This is a genomic window from Undibacterium sp. GW821-FHT07F11, assembly GCF_059418665.1.
In genome coordinates this window covers 193812-210732 of record NZ_JBWKQH010000004.1, presented here as the reverse complement: position 1 = coordinate 210732, position 16921 = coordinate 193812, and the positions used below count along the sequence as shown (strand labels likewise).

General features: G+C 50.9%; 12 protein-coding genes. 9 read left to right on the top strand and 3 right to left on the bottom strand.

Going from position 1 to position 16921, the window contains the following annotated elements; genetic code table 11:
• Nucleotides 1-48: 48 nt before the first annotated feature.
• From AC07OI_RS11475 to AC07OI_RS11465, 3 genes are all read right to left on the bottom strand, one after another.
• Nucleotides 49-381 carry a hypothetical protein gene (locus AC07OI_RS11475; protein WP_492702171.1) on the bottom strand — a complete coding sequence of 111 codons (333 nt, stop codon included), beginning with the start codon at nucleotides 379-381 and terminating at the stop codon, nucleotides 49-51.
• 12 nt (nucleotides 382-393) lie between these two features.
• Nucleotides 394-2052: a tyrosinase family protein gene (locus AC07OI_RS11470; protein WP_492702173.1), complete on the bottom strand. Its 1659-nt coding sequence runs from the start codon at nucleotides 2050-2052 to the stop codon at nucleotides 394-396.
• A gap of 155 nt (nucleotides 2053-2207) precedes the next feature.
• Nucleotides 2208-4292 (bottom strand): multicopper oxidase family protein, encoded by a 2085-nt coding sequence (locus AC07OI_RS11465; protein ID WP_495257305.1) that lies wholly within the window; start codon nucleotides 4290-4292, stop codon nucleotides 2208-2210.
• Nucleotides 4293-4642: 350 nt separating this feature from the next.
• Between AC07OI_RS11465 and AC07OI_RS11460 the strand changes: the two genes are divergently transcribed.
• The 9 genes from AC07OI_RS11460 (at nucleotide 4643) to AC07OI_RS11420 (ending at nucleotide 16843) form a co-directional block, all read left to right on the top strand.
• A complete protein-coding gene (locus tag AC07OI_RS11460) occupies nucleotides 4643-5887 on the top strand; it encodes an MFS transporter (RefSeq protein WP_495257304.1) in 1245 nt (414 codons plus the stop codon).
• A gap of 47 nt (nucleotides 5888-5934) precedes the next feature.
• Nucleotides 5935-7320: a NarK family nitrate/nitrite MFS transporter gene (locus AC07OI_RS11455; protein ID WP_495257303.1), complete on the top strand. Its 1386-nt coding sequence runs from the start codon at nucleotides 5935-5937 to the stop codon at nucleotides 7318-7320.
• A gap of 229 nt (nucleotides 7321-7549) precedes the next feature.
• A complete protein-coding gene (locus tag AC07OI_RS11450; protein ID WP_495257302.1) occupies nucleotides 7550-11278 on the top strand; it encodes a nitrate reductase subunit alpha in 3729 nt (1242 codons plus the stop codon).
• Nucleotides 11275-12828 carry a nitrate reductase subunit beta gene (narH, locus tag AC07OI_RS11445; protein ID WP_495257301.1) on the top strand — a complete coding sequence of 518 codons (1554 nt, stop codon included), beginning with the start codon at nucleotides 11275-11277 and terminating at the stop codon, nucleotides 12826-12828. Before AC07OI_RS11450 ends, narH begins: the two co-directional genes overlap by 4 nt.
• A 51-nt stretch (nucleotides 12829-12879) precedes the next feature.
• Nucleotides 12880-13539, top strand: coding sequence for a nitrate reductase molybdenum cofactor assembly chaperone (gene narJ, locus AC07OI_RS11440; protein ID WP_495257300.1), 660 nt, complete (start codon nucleotides 12880-12882; stop codon nucleotides 13537-13539).
• Between the two features lie 14 nt (nucleotides 13540-13553).
• Nucleotides 13554-14237 carry a respiratory nitrate reductase subunit gamma gene (gene narI, locus AC07OI_RS11435; RefSeq protein ID WP_495257299.1) on the top strand — a complete coding sequence of 228 codons (684 nt, stop codon included), beginning with the start codon at nucleotides 13554-13556 and terminating at the stop codon, nucleotides 14235-14237.
• Nucleotides 14238-14286: 49 nt separating this feature from the next.
• Nucleotides 14287-15033, top strand: a complete 747-nt coding sequence (locus AC07OI_RS11430) for a peptidylprolyl isomerase (RefSeq protein WP_492702189.1) — start codon at nucleotides 14287-14289, stop codon at nucleotides 15031-15033.
• A gap of 16 nt (nucleotides 15034-15049) precedes the next feature.
• A complete protein-coding gene (locus tag AC07OI_RS11425) occupies nucleotides 15050-15502 on the top strand; it encodes a hemerythrin domain-containing protein (RefSeq protein ID WP_495257298.1) in 453 nt (150 codons plus the stop codon).
• Between the two features lie 45 nt (nucleotides 15503-15547).
• On the top strand, nucleotides 15548-16843 hold the full coding sequence (locus tag AC07OI_RS11420; protein ID WP_495257297.1) for a hypothetical protein: 1296 nt from the start codon (nucleotides 15548-15550) through the stop codon (nucleotides 16841-16843).
• Nucleotides 16844-16921: the final 78 nt, after the last annotated feature.

Genomic DNA, 16921 nt, shown 5'->3' with positions numbered 1-16921 from the left:
TGCCGGGTTTTTGGATAACTCCATAAACCCGACCAGGTGATCAATGAGTCAGGGTTGCATGCCTTCTTTTATCCATTGGTCATATAAATCAATTTTCTTTTGATCCATGCGGTTTTTTTCTCCTCCAGGCGGCATGGGGTGTGAGGCTTTGACGGGTTTGCCTTTGTCGGGGCCGTCTTTCACAAGCAGGGGCGGTGCGCCAACTGCCTCGTCATAGCCATGGATCGCCACCTGTACCTGATAATAAAAACGTTTTACGCATTCATAGTCGTCAAGTTCAAGGTTGGCTGTGCCTTGTGTATCACCTAACACTACCCTTTTCATACAGGCTGTGTAGCGGGCAAAAATTGGTTTGATGTCACGGTTAAACGAAACCATCATGCACTCCTGATTTTATTTGCTGTAATTGATGACGGGGGCGCTGAAGGCAAATTTGCCGGACGGATTATCACGCGAACTGATCGCTAGCGTGACAGTCCATTCCTGGCCATCCTTGCCGCCGAGACGCAGGTTGTTGATATCCTTGCTGATATCCTGGGTCAATCTCAAAGGCACACTGCTGCCTGCATCATCATGATGGTGATGATGCCCGGACAAGGCCCAATAGCTGGCACTCAAGACCAGGTAGCGCTTGCGGAAATTTTTATTACCAACATCGGCTGCAACGTCTTGCGGATGGAAGTAGACATCCGCCTGATAACTGTAATCGTCGCTGCCAGCCTCACGCACGATATCGATGAGGGCTTTGCTTCCATCCAGCGACTGAATCTTGACTTTGCCCTGGATTATCGCATTGGGACGGGATGCAGGGCCATGTGCGCCATGGCTCATCAACTCACTGAACAGGCTTTGCGGATTGTCTCCCAGGGTTGCACCTGGCAGATTATGTTTGGCAACGATGGCGTCAATCTGGCTCTTGGGGACAAACTCGCCAAAGGCACCGGACTGATAGGCATAACCCTGTTTTTTGGTGTCGTAATACAGTTCTGCCCGTCCCATGTTTTTGGTGTAATTGCTGTACGGCTCGCGTTTTTTTCCAATACCTTCTTCAAACCCGACCGGCAATTGCAGGCGCGCATCCTGTTCGCCGCGCATGAACCAGTTGCCACCTGTGATCGTCTCGCTGCCGTGCTCTTCTATCCATTTTTCCAGGGCATAGTCAATGAAGGCATGGAAGGAATAAAACAGGGGATCAAGACCAGCAGTAGCGGGGTTACGCAAGTAACCATGCACATACTCGTCGTGCATGGTATCGTGGATTTGTGATTCAAATGAGCCCGAGTTACCGGCACCACCCAGGGAATACCCACCAAAGGACTGCCAGTCCTGCTTGTAAATCAGGTAGGCCATCAGATAAGGTGAAGTGTAACTGGGCATGGCAGGTTTGCTGCCAGCTGGATTCTGCAACCTGTGCTTGAACCATAATGGCGATGCTGAATCTTCAAAAGCTTTAGGATAACGATTGCCCGTTGGGGGCTTGGTGAAGTTCCAGTATGGGACGGTAACGTTTTTCGTACTCGGGCCAGACAAACCCTCGGGGTCAGCATCTTGCAGGGCTTTTTCGTAAAAATAAAACTCAGCTCTGTGCCACTGGAAAAAAGTGTCTTTCCTGTGTTCGCACATGCCCGGATTTTCATAGGTAATGTTGCCAGTACCTTTAACCTGTTCGTCAAATTTACAACCGTTGAACGGGTTGCTTAAGGTGTCGTTAATCTCATTACCGACATTCAGTTGCCCGTTAATGACTTCATACAATTGCTTGTCGTCACCGCTACCCAGCGCATGGTGGCGCTTGTCATTTACCGCAACCGAAGTGCAATTGTGGACCCAGGCTTGCCATAAAAATCCAGTTCTGTCATAAATGTTTTTCGCGCTCTTGATTTTCATCATCTTCACAGCGTGCTCGAATGCAGCCAGTTCCTCGGCACTGAGTTCATCAATGTTCTTGCGATACTGGATTTCCCGGGGCACTGAAATTTGTGCGCTGACATTGATGGTGAAGCAGCTGGCGAGCAGCAGGCCCGCGAGCAATCGATATCTTGAGGTGTTCATTTTGTATCTTTCATTCTTGATGCCCAAACCTGAAGGCAGGTGCAGCAGTGTGGCTGCCTGATTACCGGATGTTCGATTATCCGATTATTCGTATGCAACCACACTGTGTATTCAGGAAGTCTGCTTAATAACGAGTATGTGGGTCAATGTACACATCAATGCGAACCATGTGCTCCATGTCCACCTGTGGATGCACCGCCATTACCATCCGGCAGCACGACCTTGACGTTTTGCATCATGCCCTGGTCTTCATGATCAAGGATATGGCAATGCAATACGTACTCACCGATATAGCGCTGATAGCGGGTACGGGTCTTGACGGTGTAGCCTGGCGTCGCCATGATGGTGTCTTTCCATACTCCCTGCATACCGGCATATTGCCCTATCGTCGGCGCTGTCGTATCTTTGAGTGCGCTGACATCGACGCCGTTTTTATCGGTGATGCTGATAATCTGATAGGGATTGACGTGGATGTGGAAAGGATGCTGTATCGGTGCTTCACCGGTGTCAGTCGGGTTGTAAGACTTGATATGCCATTCCTGTACCTGACCCAAAATCAGGGTCTGATGGACTTCAGATGGTACATAGGGTGCACCATTGACGTCAAAGGCAATTTTGCCGCCGCGCTGATCAATACCCAGTACCAGATCGACTGGTTTTTGTGGGTCAGTGAGTTCGGATTCGGGGATGGCTTTATGCGGCACGAATTTCGTCAGTTTCAAGCCATCTTTCAAATCCCTGATGATGGTATCGCGCACACTTCTCGACAATAAGCCAGCTGCACGTACCAGTTCTTTGGTCACGAATTGCGTCTGATCACCGCTGGTCTTATTGCCGGTAGCATGGATCACCGTAATCACCTTCGCATTATTCGGCTGGGCAGAAACAAAGTCAGGCGCGCCGGAATCGCTATAGACGCAATAATCACCTTTTTCTGGCAGACTGAACAAGATATCGCTGCGATAGCCCGGTTGCAAGGTATTGGTCACCTTGGCAAAAGCACTGGGGCGTGTCAGGCCATCGGTTGCGACTTCAAACTGCAATACGTCAATGCCGTTGCAGGCATTTTTAACCTCGGCTTGCAGTGCCTCTGGTGTATTGGCGGCTGGTGTCAGCTTGCTGATGTCGTTGATTTTGCGGATACGTAAAACGATGGACTCACGTACACCTGCATCTATCAAACGCCAGCGATACAGTTTGCCAGCTTCCATCACCAAAGGTTTGGCAGGATTACGTGCGAAACCGTTGATCAGGGTATGGCGGCCAGATTTGGTCCAGGCAGTGGGGGCGAATTGCGCCTTAAAGTCTTGCACTATGCCTATGTCTCCCTTTTTGCATAGCCAGGTACCATCAGGGTTGGTCTGTATGACGTCTATTTCTTTGCCAGGGTTCTTGGGGTCAGGTCCCTTGATAAAGCAGGCATAGGGAATCTGCTGCATGAGCATCACTTCGCCATAGCTGCCCGCGGCAGGTTTGAAGGGATTGAGCAAGGTGTCGAGATCACCATTGCTGAGTACGGTAGGCTGCCTGTCGCCTTTGACGATCAGGGCACCGGCCATGCCACTGCCAACTTGTATGGCAGTAGATCCATGCACATGCGGGTGATACCAGAAAGTGCCAGCCGGGTGATCTCCTGGCACATTGTATTCATATTCAAAATTGACCTTGGGCTTGATCGCCAGCAGCACATTGTCGCTATTACCCGATGGAGAAATCCACAAACCATGCGAATGCAGATTGGTGGTGTTGTAGCAATGCGGGGTATTGACATTGTCTTTCGCGACCAGCTCGCAACCTGGTTCCTTGTCGAGCCGGTTACTGAGGTCAAAGCGCACGGTCTGTCCTGGTTTCATGACTACCGTAGGTGCAACAAAGTCGGGGCGCAGCAGATTAGGCACACCAGAAACATTGCGGCCATACGAGCGCAAGGACACCTGGTCATATTCGCCAGTAGAGGGATTGTAGATAAACCCTGGCGTCATCTGTATTGGCAGGAAATAGCGTATTTCACGGCCCGATCTTTCCACCATCTTGCGCTGCTCACCGCTCAGCAGATTGGCTGCGGGCTTGATCAGGTCTGCGGCTACATCGCGGTCATCGATCTGACTGGCCAGCGGCGGTGCTGGTGGCGTCTCTTTGATTTTGGCTTCTTGTGCCAGAACCGCATGACAGAACATGCTGGCCCCGGTCACGGTGGCGACACCAGCCAGGCGGCGCATTTGTTTTAATTGTGTATGCATAAGGTGATCTCAAATCGGAGTGAGGAGAGTGTGAAAGGATATCAATGGTATTTACTTGCCATTTCAGTTTATAAAATTGACATGCATCTTGCAACAAAGCCAAGCAATCGCTAGCACAAATTTGTTGTTTTTTCGATAAATTTTTCAATTACTTGCAATTGATGCACTAATCGTGTCTGCGCCGACTGCGTGACCTGCATGGTTTGCTCCGGTCCGGCTCTTCAAAAGAACTAGTTCTTCCAGACATGCGTCCCCTCCTTTTGCATGGAAAACAGCAACCGTCAGACGAATTTCTAAATACCCCTACTCTTTGTAAGCTGATAGCACCTATAAAAGTAAAAGGAGCTGTCATGGCCAGTCAGGGCAAAGCGTATGCGGTGCTGGGTTCCAGCACGCTGGCGTTCACTGTATGTTTCACCATCTGGATGATGTTTGGCGTGATTGGGATACCCATCAAGACCGCCCTGCATCTGAATGAAACCGAGTTTGGTTTGCTGACGGCCATGCCGGTGCTGACCGGTTCGCTGATACGCGTACCACTGGGCATCTGGACAGACCGTTTTGGCGGTCGCATCGTCCTGTTCCTGCTGATGCTGTTCACAGTAATACCTATCTATCTGATCAGCTATGCGACGGCTTACTGGCATTTTCTGGTGCTGGGTTTGTTCGTTGGCTTGGCAGGCGGTTCTTTTTCTGTCGGCACGCCTTATGTTGCCCGCTGGTTCAAAAAGGACAGGCAAGGTCTTGCCATGGGCATCTTTGGGGCCGGCAATTCTGGTGCGGCGGTGAATAAATTCATCGCCCCGGCATTGATCGCAGCAGCTGGCTGGACTCTGGTGCCCAAGGTGTATGCAGTCATGATGCTGGCTGCAGCCCTGATCTTCTGGGTATTCTCTGCCACTGATCCCAGCCATAACGTCAAATCAAACATCAGCTTCCTGGCCCAGCTGAAAATGCTGAAAGACCCCAAGGTCTGGCGTTATTGCCAGTACTACTCCGTCGTCTTCGGTGGTTATGTGGGCTTGAGTTTGTGGATGGTCAAGTACTACGTGACTGAATATGGTTTTGACATCAAGAGCGCTGCCCTGCTGGCCGCCTGCTTCTCTTTGCCTGGCGGTGTCCTGCGTGCCTTTGGCGGCTGGCTGTCCGATAAATTTGGTGCCTATAAGGTGACCTGGTGGGTCATGTGGGTGTGCTGGGTAGCATTCTTCTTGCTGTCTTATCCACAAACTGATTTTACGATCAAGACCATCAACGGCATGCAGACATTCCATATCGGCCTGACACCAATGCTGTTCACGACCATCCTGTTTGTCGTGGGTATTGCCATGGCGGTGGGCAAGGCGTCTGTCTTCAAATTCATCTCGGATGACTACAGCAGCAATATCGGTGCCGTCTCTGGCGTAGTTGGTTTGGCCGGTGGTCTTGGAGGCTTCATCTTGCCGGTCTTGTTCGGTGCGATTGTTGACATTACCGGTGTGCGCAGTTCCTGTTTCATGCTGTTGTATGGCACCGTCTGTGTGTCCCTGGTGTGGATGCATTTCCAGTTCCGCAGAGAAGGCATGCTGGCAGCGCAGGCCGCTATGCCAGCCTGACATCTGTGAGCACTTTTTGATTACAAGTTATTGAAAACCAGGAGCATATGATGAGTCATGTATTAAACCGGTGGGAGCCAGAGAATCTTGAGTTCTGGCGCAAGGAAGGCAGCTCCATTGCCAATAGAAATTTATGGATATCCATACCCAGTCTGATGCTGGCATTTACAGTATGGATGCTGTGGAGCGTGGTTGCGGCTAATCTGGACAAGGCTGGATTCCATTTCAGTAAAGACCAGCTGTTTTTCCTGACGGCTTTGCCTGCCTTGTCAGGCGCGACCTTGCGGATTTTCTATTCTTTCCTGGTGCCCGTATTTGGTGGCCGTAAATGGACGGCGATTTCCACAGCAAGTTTGTTGATCCCCGCTATTGGCATGGGCTTTGCATTGCAGGATCCAACTACAAGCTATTCGACCTTATTGATACTGGCGCTGCTGTGCGGTTTTGGTGGTGGTAATTTCAGTTCCAGTATGGCGAATATCAGTTTCTTTTTCCCAAAATCACGAAAAGGTTATGCAACCGGGATGAATGCGGGCATCGGTAATCTGGGTGTTTCTGTAGTTCAGTTTGTGACGCCTTTCGTGATTTCTTCAGCCATGTTTGGTGCCAGCATATCTGGCGATGGTTTCCTGTTTCATAATGCCAAAACAGGTGCAGACAATATGTTCTGGCTGGCGAATGCCGGATTTATCTGGGTACCGTTTATTGTCGTGGCAACTCTGATGGCCTGGTTTGGCATGAATGATATCGCCTCGGCCAAAGCTTCTTTTGCGGATCAGGCGGTGATCTTCAAACGCAAACACAATTGGCTGATGTGCTGGTTGTATATCGGTACCTTTGGTTCTTTCATCGGCTTTTCTGCCGGATTTGCGATGCTGATCAAGGCGCAGTTTCCTGAAATTGATGTCGCGAAATTTGCCTTTCTCGGGCCTTTGGCCGGTGCACTGGCAAGACCAATTGGTGGCATGATCTCTGACAAAATAGGTGGAGCCAGATTAACATTCTGGGTCTTTGTCGCCATGGCAGCCACTATAATAGCAGGCATTTTGCCCGCTTTGCATGAGCATCAGTTTATGACGTTCTTGGTGTCTTTTATCATCATGTTCATTTTGACTGGCCTGGGAAATGGTTCAACCTTTTGCATGATACCGATCATTTTCCAGACCGACCGTGAACGCGCAGCCAAGGGCAAGGGCGAGCCAGCCTTGAAACAAGCCAGGCTGGATGCCGCCAAAGAATCCGCCGCTGTGCTCGGCTTTTCTGGTGCCATAGGTGCATACGGTGGTTTCTTTATCCCGCAAAGCTTTGGTACTTCCATCAAGATGACGGGAGCACCTGATATGGCGCTGTATGTGTTCATCGCCTTCTACGTCAGTTGCATGGCTATCACCTGGTGGTATTACTCGCGCAAAGGTGCAGAGATGCCTTGCTAATTTTCGCTAACTACTAGTGTCAAAAAAACCTCACCCTGTGCCACCACAGGGTGAGGTTTTTTCATGGGCCAGGCAATGCCCTAGTTCTAAAGGACTAGACGGACTAGTGCGAATGCGCAAGGACTTACACCGCACCGAAGAATGGGCGAAAGCACCTTGAATCCCTACACTCTCAATATACAAGTAAAGAAAATGTGGGTACATCGCCCACCTGATATGGAGAGTTACGATGAGTCATTTTCTGGATAGATTGAAGTTCATGTCGCGGGTGAAATCTACCTTCTCCGATGGTCATGGTGCCGTGGTCGAAGAAGACCGCAAATGGGAAAATGGCTATCGCAGCCGCTGGCAGCATGACAAGATCGTGCGCTCTACCCATGGTGTCAATTGCACCGGTTCCTGTTCATGGAAGGTCTATGTCAAAAACGGTTTGATTACCTGGGAAACCCAGCAAACTGATTATCCACGCACCCGCCCTGACCTGCCGAATCACGAACCACGCGGCTGCCCGCGCGGTGCATCTTACAGCTGGTATGTGTATTCTGCCCAGCGCGTCAAATACCCGATGATACGTGGCCGACTCATGGAAATGTGGCAGGAAGCACGCAAGACCATGGGACCGATAGACGCTTGGGAAGCCATCAGCCAGAACCCTGAAAAAGCCAAACGCTACAAATCCATACGCGGCCTTGGTGGTTTTGTCCGTGCTGACTGGGATACAGCACAGGAAATCATTGCTGCATCGAATGCCTACACCATCAAAAAATTCGGCCCCGACCGTGTGGTTGGTTTCTCGCCTATTCCGGCGATGTCCATGGTGTCTTACGCTGCTGGTTCACGTTACCTGAGTCTGATAGGCGGCGTACCGCTGTCCTTCTATGACTGGTATTGCGATCTGCCACCAGCCAGCCCACAAATCTGGGGTGAGCAAACTGACGTACCTGAATCTGCTGACTGGTATAACTCGACTTACCTGATGGTGTGGGGATCGAATGTGCCACAGACCCGTACACCAGATGCGCACTTTTATACTGAAGTTCGCTACAAGGGTACCAAGACGGTAGCTGTGTCATCCGACTTTGGTGAGATGGTCAAGTTTGGCGACATCTGGATGGCCCCAAAACAAGGTACTGACGCCGCATTGGCCATGGCCATGGGCCATGTGATACTGAAGGAATTCCATCTCGGTAACAAGTCTGCCTACTTCCGCAGCTATGTCAAACAATATACTGATATGCCCATGCTGGTGCGCCTGGTAGAGCGCAATGGCTGCTATGTACCAGACCAGATGCTGCGTGCTTCGCAATTGCCGGGCAACCTGAACGAAGCCAATAATCCAGACTGGAAAACACTGGCTATCGATGAAATCACAGGTGACATCGTGTCGCCCAATGGCTCTATCGGCTATCGCTGGGGTGAAGGTAAATTCGATGAAGGTGCCAAAGTCGGACGCTGGAACCTGGAAGCCAAAGACGGTAATTCTGGTCGTGCCATCGACCCGCAACTGAGCCTGATAGCCAAGCATGACGAAGTGGTCACGGTAGGGTTCAATTACTTTGGTGGCACTGATGCCAATGATATGTTGTTGCGTCATTTGCCAGCAAAACGCGTCACTCTGGCCGATGGCAGTACTGCACTGGTAGCCACTGTTTATGACTTGTCAATGGCAAATTATGGTGTTGACCAGGGTCTGGGCGGTGCTGTTGCCAGCTCATATGACGATGATGTCCCCTATACACCAGCCTGGCAAGAAAAACATACCAGCGTCAAGCGTGATCTGGTGATACAGGTAGCGCGTGAGTTTGCGCAAAATGCCCATGATACCGAAGGCAAAAGTATGGTAATCGTTGGTGCTGCCTTAAATCACTGGTACCACAACGACATGATTTATCGCGGCATCATCAATATGCTGATGATGTGCGGTTGCATAGGAAAATCCGGTGGTGGCTGGGCGCATTATGTCGGGCAAGAAAAACTGCGCCCACAATTTGGCTGGGCACCGCTGGCCTTTGCCAGTGACTGGGTACGCCCTGCACGCCAGATGAATGGCACCAGCTTCTTCTATGCCCACACCAGCCAATGGCGTCATGAAAAACTGGCGATGGATGAGATACTCGCACCGACTGCAGACAAGTCCAAGATCAGCCACATGAGCATGATAGACATGAATGCCAAGTCTGAGCGTTTGGGCTGGCTGCCATCAGCACCGCAACTGGAAACCAATCCTCTGGATGTTTGTGATGCGGCAGAAAAAGCAGGCATGACACCTCAAGATTATTTGAAGAACAGCCTGAAATCAGGCACAGTCAACATGAGCTGTGATGATCCGGACAATCCCAAGAATTTCCCGCGCAATATGTTTGTCTGGCGCTCGAATATCCTCGGTAGTTCTGGCAAAGGGCATGAATACTTCCTCAAGTATTTGCTGGGCACGCAAAACGCCTTGTTTGATGATCCTGATGAAGCGGTCAAGCCATCTGAAGTCAAATACCGCCCTGTGGCAGCAGAAGGCAAGTTGGACTTATTGGTAGTGCTCGACTTCCGCATGAGTACAACTTGTTTGTACGGCGACATCGTCTTGCCGACAGCTACCTGGTATGAAAAGGATGACCTCAATACCTCTGACATGCACCCTTTCATCCATCCATTGAGTGAAGCAGTGCAACCGCTGTGGGAAAGCAAGACAGATTGGGAAATCTATAAAGGCATCGCCAAAAAATTTACTGAAATTGGCGGTGAATATCTCGGTACCCGCAAGGACATCGTATTGCAACCTTTGATGCATGATACCCCTGGTGAACTTGGTCAGGCTTTTGAACCCAAGGACTGGAAGAAAGGTGAATGCGATCTGATACCCGGCAAGACTGCCCCTAATTTCTTCGTAGTAGAACGCAACTATAAAGATATCTACAAGAAGTTTACTTCGATAGGGCCATTGCTCGACAAACTGGGCAACGGCGGTAAAGGCATCAACTGGAACACCGAACATGAAGTCAAGGAAATCGGTGGCATTACCAAAGTCGTGACTGAAGAAGGTGTCAGCAAAGGTCGCCCACGCCTGGAAAGCGCCATCGACGCCTGCGAAATGATACTCACCTTCGCACCAGAAACCAATGGCCATGTCTCCGTCAAGGCATGGGAAGCGCTGGGCAAGATTACCGGTCGTGATCACACCCATCTGGCCGTTGGCCGTGAACATGACAAGATCCGCTTCCGCGATGTGCAGGCACAACCACGCAAGATCATCTCTGCACCGACCTGGTCTGGCCTGGAATCTGAAGAAGTCAGCTACAACGCCGGTTACACCAATGTGCATGAATACATACCCTGGCGCACGTTGACTGGTCGCCAGCAGTTCTACCAGGATCACCGCTGGATGCTGGATTTTGGTGAGGGCCTGTGTGTCTACAAACCGGCGATTGATACCAAGACCGTGGCACCGATGCTGAATAAATCACCGAATGGTGAAAAAGAGATCGTTCTCAATTTCATCACACCGCATCAAAAATGGGGTATCCATTCCACCTATTCAGACAACCTGCGCATGCTGACCTTGAGCCGTGGTGGCCCGCATGTCTGGATATCTGAAGGCGAAGCAAAAGAAGCCGGTCTGGTCGATAACGACTGGGTTGAAGTCTTTAACAGCAATGGCACTTTGACCGCTCGCGTCGTGGTCAGCCAGCGCGTGCCCAAAGGCATGTGCCTGATGTATCACGCTCAGGAAAAAATCGTCAATACACCGGGGGCAGAACTCAGCGGCAAACGCGGTGGCATCCATAACTCGGTCACACGCGCAGTCCTGAAACCTACCCACATGATAGGCGGCTATGCACAACTTGCTTATGGCTTCAATTATTACGGCACCGTAGGCAGTAACAGGGATGAGTTCATCGTCTTGAGAAAAATGAAGAAAGTAGATTGGCTGGAAGGCAAACTGGAAGAGGAGTCAGCATCATGAGAATACGCGCACAAGTCGGCATGGTGCTGAACCTGGACAAATGTATAGGCTGCCATACCTGCTCAGTCACTTGCAAGAACGTCTGGACCAGCCGTGACGGTGTTGAGTATGCCTGGTTCAATAACGTGGAAACCAAGCCTGGCATAGGTTATCCCAAAGAATGGGAAAACCAGCAGAAATGGAAAGGCGGCTGGCACCGCACTGAGGCTGGCAAGCTGGAACCAAGACAGGGCGGCAAGTTGCGCATACTCGCCAATATTTTCGCCAACCCGAACTTGCCTTCGATTGATGATTATTACGAGCCATTCACATTTGACTATGAGCATCTGCAAAATGCGCCCCTGATGCAGACCCCGCCGACAGCACGCCCTATCTCTGTGTTGACTGGCAAAAAAATGGACAAGATAGTCTGGGGCCCGAACTGGGAAGATGATCTCGGTGGCGAGTTCAGCTCACGCAGCAAGGATGCCTTGTTTGAAGGTGTGCAAAAAGAGATGTACAGCACCTTTGAATCCACCTTCATGATGTATTTACCACGTCTGTGCGAACACTGCCTGAATCCGGCCTGCGTTGCGTCCTGCCCCTCAGGTTCTATCTACAAGCGTGAAGATGATGGCATCGTGCTGGTCGATCAGGATAAATGCCGTGGCTGGCGCATGTGCATTTCCGGTTGCCCCTACAAAAAGATTTACTACAACTGGAGTTCGGGCAAGGCAGAAAAATGCACCTTCTGCTACCCACGCATTGAGGCCGGTCAGCCTACTGTATGTTCAGAAACCTGCGTAGGCCGCATACGCTATCTGGGTGTCTTGCTATATGACGCGGACAAGATAGAAGCTGCTGCCTCGGTACCGGATGAAAAGGATTTGTATGAAGCGCAACTCGGTTGCTTCCTTGATCCGCATGACCCGGCAGTGATCGCCGAAGCGCGTAAGCATGGGATACCTGAAAGCTGGATACAGTCGGCGCAAAAGTCGCCTGTCTACAAAATGGCGATGGAATGGAAGATAGCTTTCCCCCTGCACCCTGAATACCGCACCCTGCCCATGGTCTGGTATGTACCGCCTCTGTCGCCTATACAAAAGGCAGCTGAGGCAGGTCACATGGGCATGAATGGCATCATTCCTGATGTGAAGTCCTTGCGCATACCTGTGCGTTACCTGGCGAACTTGCTGACGGCAGGTAAGGAAGAACCGATCACCAACGCCCTGGAACGCATGCTGGCCATGCGTGCCTACAAGCGTTCTGAAACTGTGCACGGACAACTCGATCATGAGGTCTTGAAGCAGGTCGGACTGAATGCCGCCCAGGTGGAAGACATGTACCAGACGCTGGCGATTGCCAACTATGAAGACCGTTTCGTAATCCCGTCTTCACACAAGGAAATGGTGGAAGACAGCTTCAATGAAAAAGGCAGTTGCGGATTTACTTTTGGTAATGGTTGTTCGGGCGGCACCTCGGATGGCGCCTTGTTTGGCAAGAAACCACAAGGCAGCGTGATTTTTGTGGAAATGCCCAAGTCGCGCAAGAAAATGTCGACCACCGAATAATTTGTCAGGGCGCAAAAAATGCGCCCTGACCTGACGTAAAAAGGAAATCGTATGCAAATTTATCGCATTTTATCGGCATTGATGAGCTACCCGCAGCCAGATCTTATTGCCGCCTTGCCAGAGATCGAGCAGGCGCTGCAAGACGAGCCAGTATTTCTGGATGCATTGCAGACCTTATTGAACTATCTGAAATCAAACAACCTGATTGCGCTGCAAGAAAATTATGTAGGCACCTTTGACCGCACGCATTCTTTGTCACTGCATCTGTTTGAGCATATTCATGGTGAAAGCCGTGATCGTGGGCAGGCCATGGTGGATTTGATAGAAGAATACCGCGCCCATGGCTTTGAACCTGAGGCCAGCGAATTGCCGGATTTTGTTCCACTGTTCCTGGAATTCCTGAGCCTGATGGACGAAACTACTTCAGAAAAATTGCTCGGTGAAGCCATCCATGTACTGGCTGCGATAGGCATGCGTCTGCAACGCAAGGAAAGCCCCTACGCCAATCTGTTTTTGTTGCTGACAACATTGACTGATGTGGTGCCACATGAACAGGGTGAGCCTCCAGTGCGCGATATGGATGACGCAATGGAAACTTTTGGCCCCGGTGCGGATGGTGTCGAGCCTTTGTTGAAGCCCAATTTGTCGGGCACGCATACCGTGAATTTTTATCCCAGACAGCCTAAACAAGGGGCTGCTGCAGCCCAATAATCAGGGAGACCATCATGACTTATCTGCATCAATTTATTTATGGGATTTATCCCTACATCGCGTTGGCCATTTTTCTTTTTGGCAGCCTTGCACGTTTTGAACGTGAACAATATACCTGGAAGAGTGATTCATCTCAGATGCTGCATACCGGCAATCTGCGACTGGGAAATATCCTGTTCCATGTGGGGATACTGGGTCTTTTCTTTGGCCATCTGGTGGGTTTGCTGACGCCTGTCATCGTGTGGGACACGCTGGGCATCAGCCACAGCTTCAAGCAAATGATCGCCATTGTTGCTGGTGGCATCTTTGGCACGCTGTGCATGCTGGGCCTGCTGATCCTGTTGCACCGTCGCCTTACCGATGCGCGTATCTCTGCAGTGACAAAAACAGGGGACAAGGTCTTGTTGTTATGGATATTCGTCACACTGGGTCTGGGCCTGTCGACGATTTTTGAATCAGCGAATCATAGCGATGGCCACATGATGGTCTTGCTGATGACCTGGGCTCAGCACATCGTCACTTTCAAGGGTGATGCTGCCGAGTTCATCGTTGCTGCCCCTTTGCTGTTCAAGCTGCATTTATTCATGGGACTTAGCCTGTTCGTGATCTTCCCATTCACCCGCCTGGTACATGTCTGGAGTGGATTTGCTTCAGTGACTTATATCAGCCGTGCATGGCAACTGGTAAGGTCGCGCTGATTTATCCATAGATTCAATAAGCTTAGTAAGTTACGTTAGGGAGAACAATATGCCAGTCATTGTCAATGATTACGAACTGACAGATGCCGATATGGAGAAGGAATTGCCTGCACACCAAGATGCAGCAGATGCGATGAAAAGCGCCATGACCGCACTGGTGTTGCGCCGTGTCTTGCTGGATGAGGCGCAGCATCTGGGCTTGCAGCATGAAGATGATGACGCCAGTGTCGAGGCTTTGCTGCAACAAGAAGTCAAGGTGCCGACACCAGGGCGTGAGGAATGTCTGCGTCAGTATCATGCCTATCCTGACCGCTTCAAGGTCGGTGAGTTGGCAGAAGCCTGTCACATCCTGTTTCAGGTGACACCTGGTGTAGACCTGGATGCCTTGCGCAAGCATGCTTCTGTGGTACTGGCAGATTTGCTGGAAAATCCGTCCCTGTTTGCCGAATATGCGAAAGCAAATTCAAATTGCCCTTCGAGCGAAGTAGGCGGCAGCCTGGGGCAGATAACACGCGGTGCGACAGTGCCGGAGTTTGAACAAGCCGTATTTGCGGCAGAGCCTGGGCGCATTATTCCCAAGCTGGTAGAAACCCGCTTCGGTCTGCACATCATCCTCGTGGGTCGCAAGATGGATGGAAATTTACTGCCCTTTGAAGACATAGAAGGCAATATCGCGAAGGCTATGCACCAGGCCAGCCACGATCATGCTTTGCGCCAGTATCTGCAATTGCTGGTGGGGCGTGCAAAGATTTCTGGAATAGATATACAAGGCGCAGATACTCCATTAGTCCAATAGTCAGGGAAATAAAATCATGTCGCAAGCAATGAAACAACTCGTACTTCAGCACACAGAATGCGATGAGCAATTGAATCGCTGTGAAGCTGCTTTGCACAAAGGTGATATGGCTGCTGCCCAAAGGAATTTCCGTTTATTCAGTGAGCAACTGAATAGCCATTTTTCTGTAGAAGAAGAAAAGCTTTTCCCGGCTCTCGAAAAAGCAACCGGCATGCTGCATGGCCCTACGGTGGTCATGCGCGCCGAGCATATAGAAATCCGCAATTTGCGCGACGAAGCAAATGTTGCGATTGAAGCCGGGCAGGCAGAACAGGCGCTGGCTGTGCTGGATACACTCAATGTCCTGATACAGCAACACAATATCAAGGAAGAGAATATTCTGTATCCCATGTGTGGTAGCAGTATCCCCAATCTGGAAGCAGTTCTGGGCATGGGTAGTACATGTTGTGGTGCCTGTTCTTGCGCCTAAAGAGTCTCGCTGTTGCATACTTAAGCAATACACAGATTGCCATTTATGGCTGGCGTAAAAATTCTTAACTACGAGCTGTCTCCTTCGCCAGCCACTATCTTTGGCTGTTTATTGCCTGCGCCCTGGATGGGGGCGCTGACAGGCTTGTTGCTGGCATTTGGCCCACAGCAAGGCTTGCCAGACCGGTTTGCGCCTTTGGCTTTGGCGCTGACTCACTGCCTGGTGCTGGGGATGCTGGCCCCCATCATGATAGGCGCGCTGTTTCAATTGATGCCTGTGGTGGCAGGGCAGGCAGTAACAGGCGCACGCAAGATAGCACCTTTTGTGGCGCTTGGCTCTGCCTTGATCGCAGTTGGCCTTAGCCTGGGATTTTTGCAGGGTATCACCGCTGGATTTACTTTGGCCGGCATCCTGGGCGCACTACTGTACGGTGCCGTCACCGTCTCTTTGCTGATAGCAGCCTGCAAAGTCGTGGTCGTCGATAGCACTACCCGTACATTGCGCTGGATAGCACTGGCGTTCTTGCTGGTCGTGACGCTGGGTATCAGCCTGGCAGGTAATTTTGCTGGCTGGTGGCAACTTGATGTCATGTACTTGCTGGACTTGCATGTGGGTTGGGGGTTAGCAGGCTGGATAGCGACGCTGGTAGTTGGTATCGCATCGACGACGGTCCCCATGTTCTGGCAAACCAAACGCCCGACAGCGTATTGGCAAAAGGCTTTGCCCGGTGTGCTGTGGCTGCCTTTGTTATTGGCAATCTGGCCAGCGTTGCAGCAGTTTGCCTTGTTATTCGCTTGCCTGGTGATTTTCGTGCTGGCATCAATTGCTTTCATGACGCTGTGGCGTGCCAAGCGCCGTTTTGATCCGGCATGGGGCTTATGGCTGGTATGTACGGCCAGCTATGTCTGTGCCGCGCTAGTGGCCGCCCTGCCTTCTGTGCTGAAACATGCTGGCGGACTAATTTTGCCGGGGTTTATCTCGCAGGCACTATCCTGGTGGATAGCTGTACTGGTTCTGGTCGGTGGCGCGGTGTTGCCAGTCAATGCGATGCTGGGCAAGATTATTCCCTTCCTGGTATTCCTGCATTTGCGCAGGCAGATACCGATGGGACAGCGTGTCCCCACCATGCAGGCAATATTGGCACCGCAACGTCTGCTATGGCAAGCACGTCTGGTATTACTGGCGCTTGGTTTGTTGCTATTACTGCCACTGGCACCGGGCTGGCTCCCTGTTGTCGCAGGACTTGCTTTTTCTATATCCCAAGGTTATCTGGGTAGCTTGTTGATCATGAGTTTGTTGCGTTACCGGCACGAGTTAAAGCTGATATTCAAAACTGAATGAGTCTTTCATATACGCCGAAAGAACTATGTCCCTTTAGCTTGGCGGCGAATTGTGCTGTTGCCAGTCTCCAACCACAAT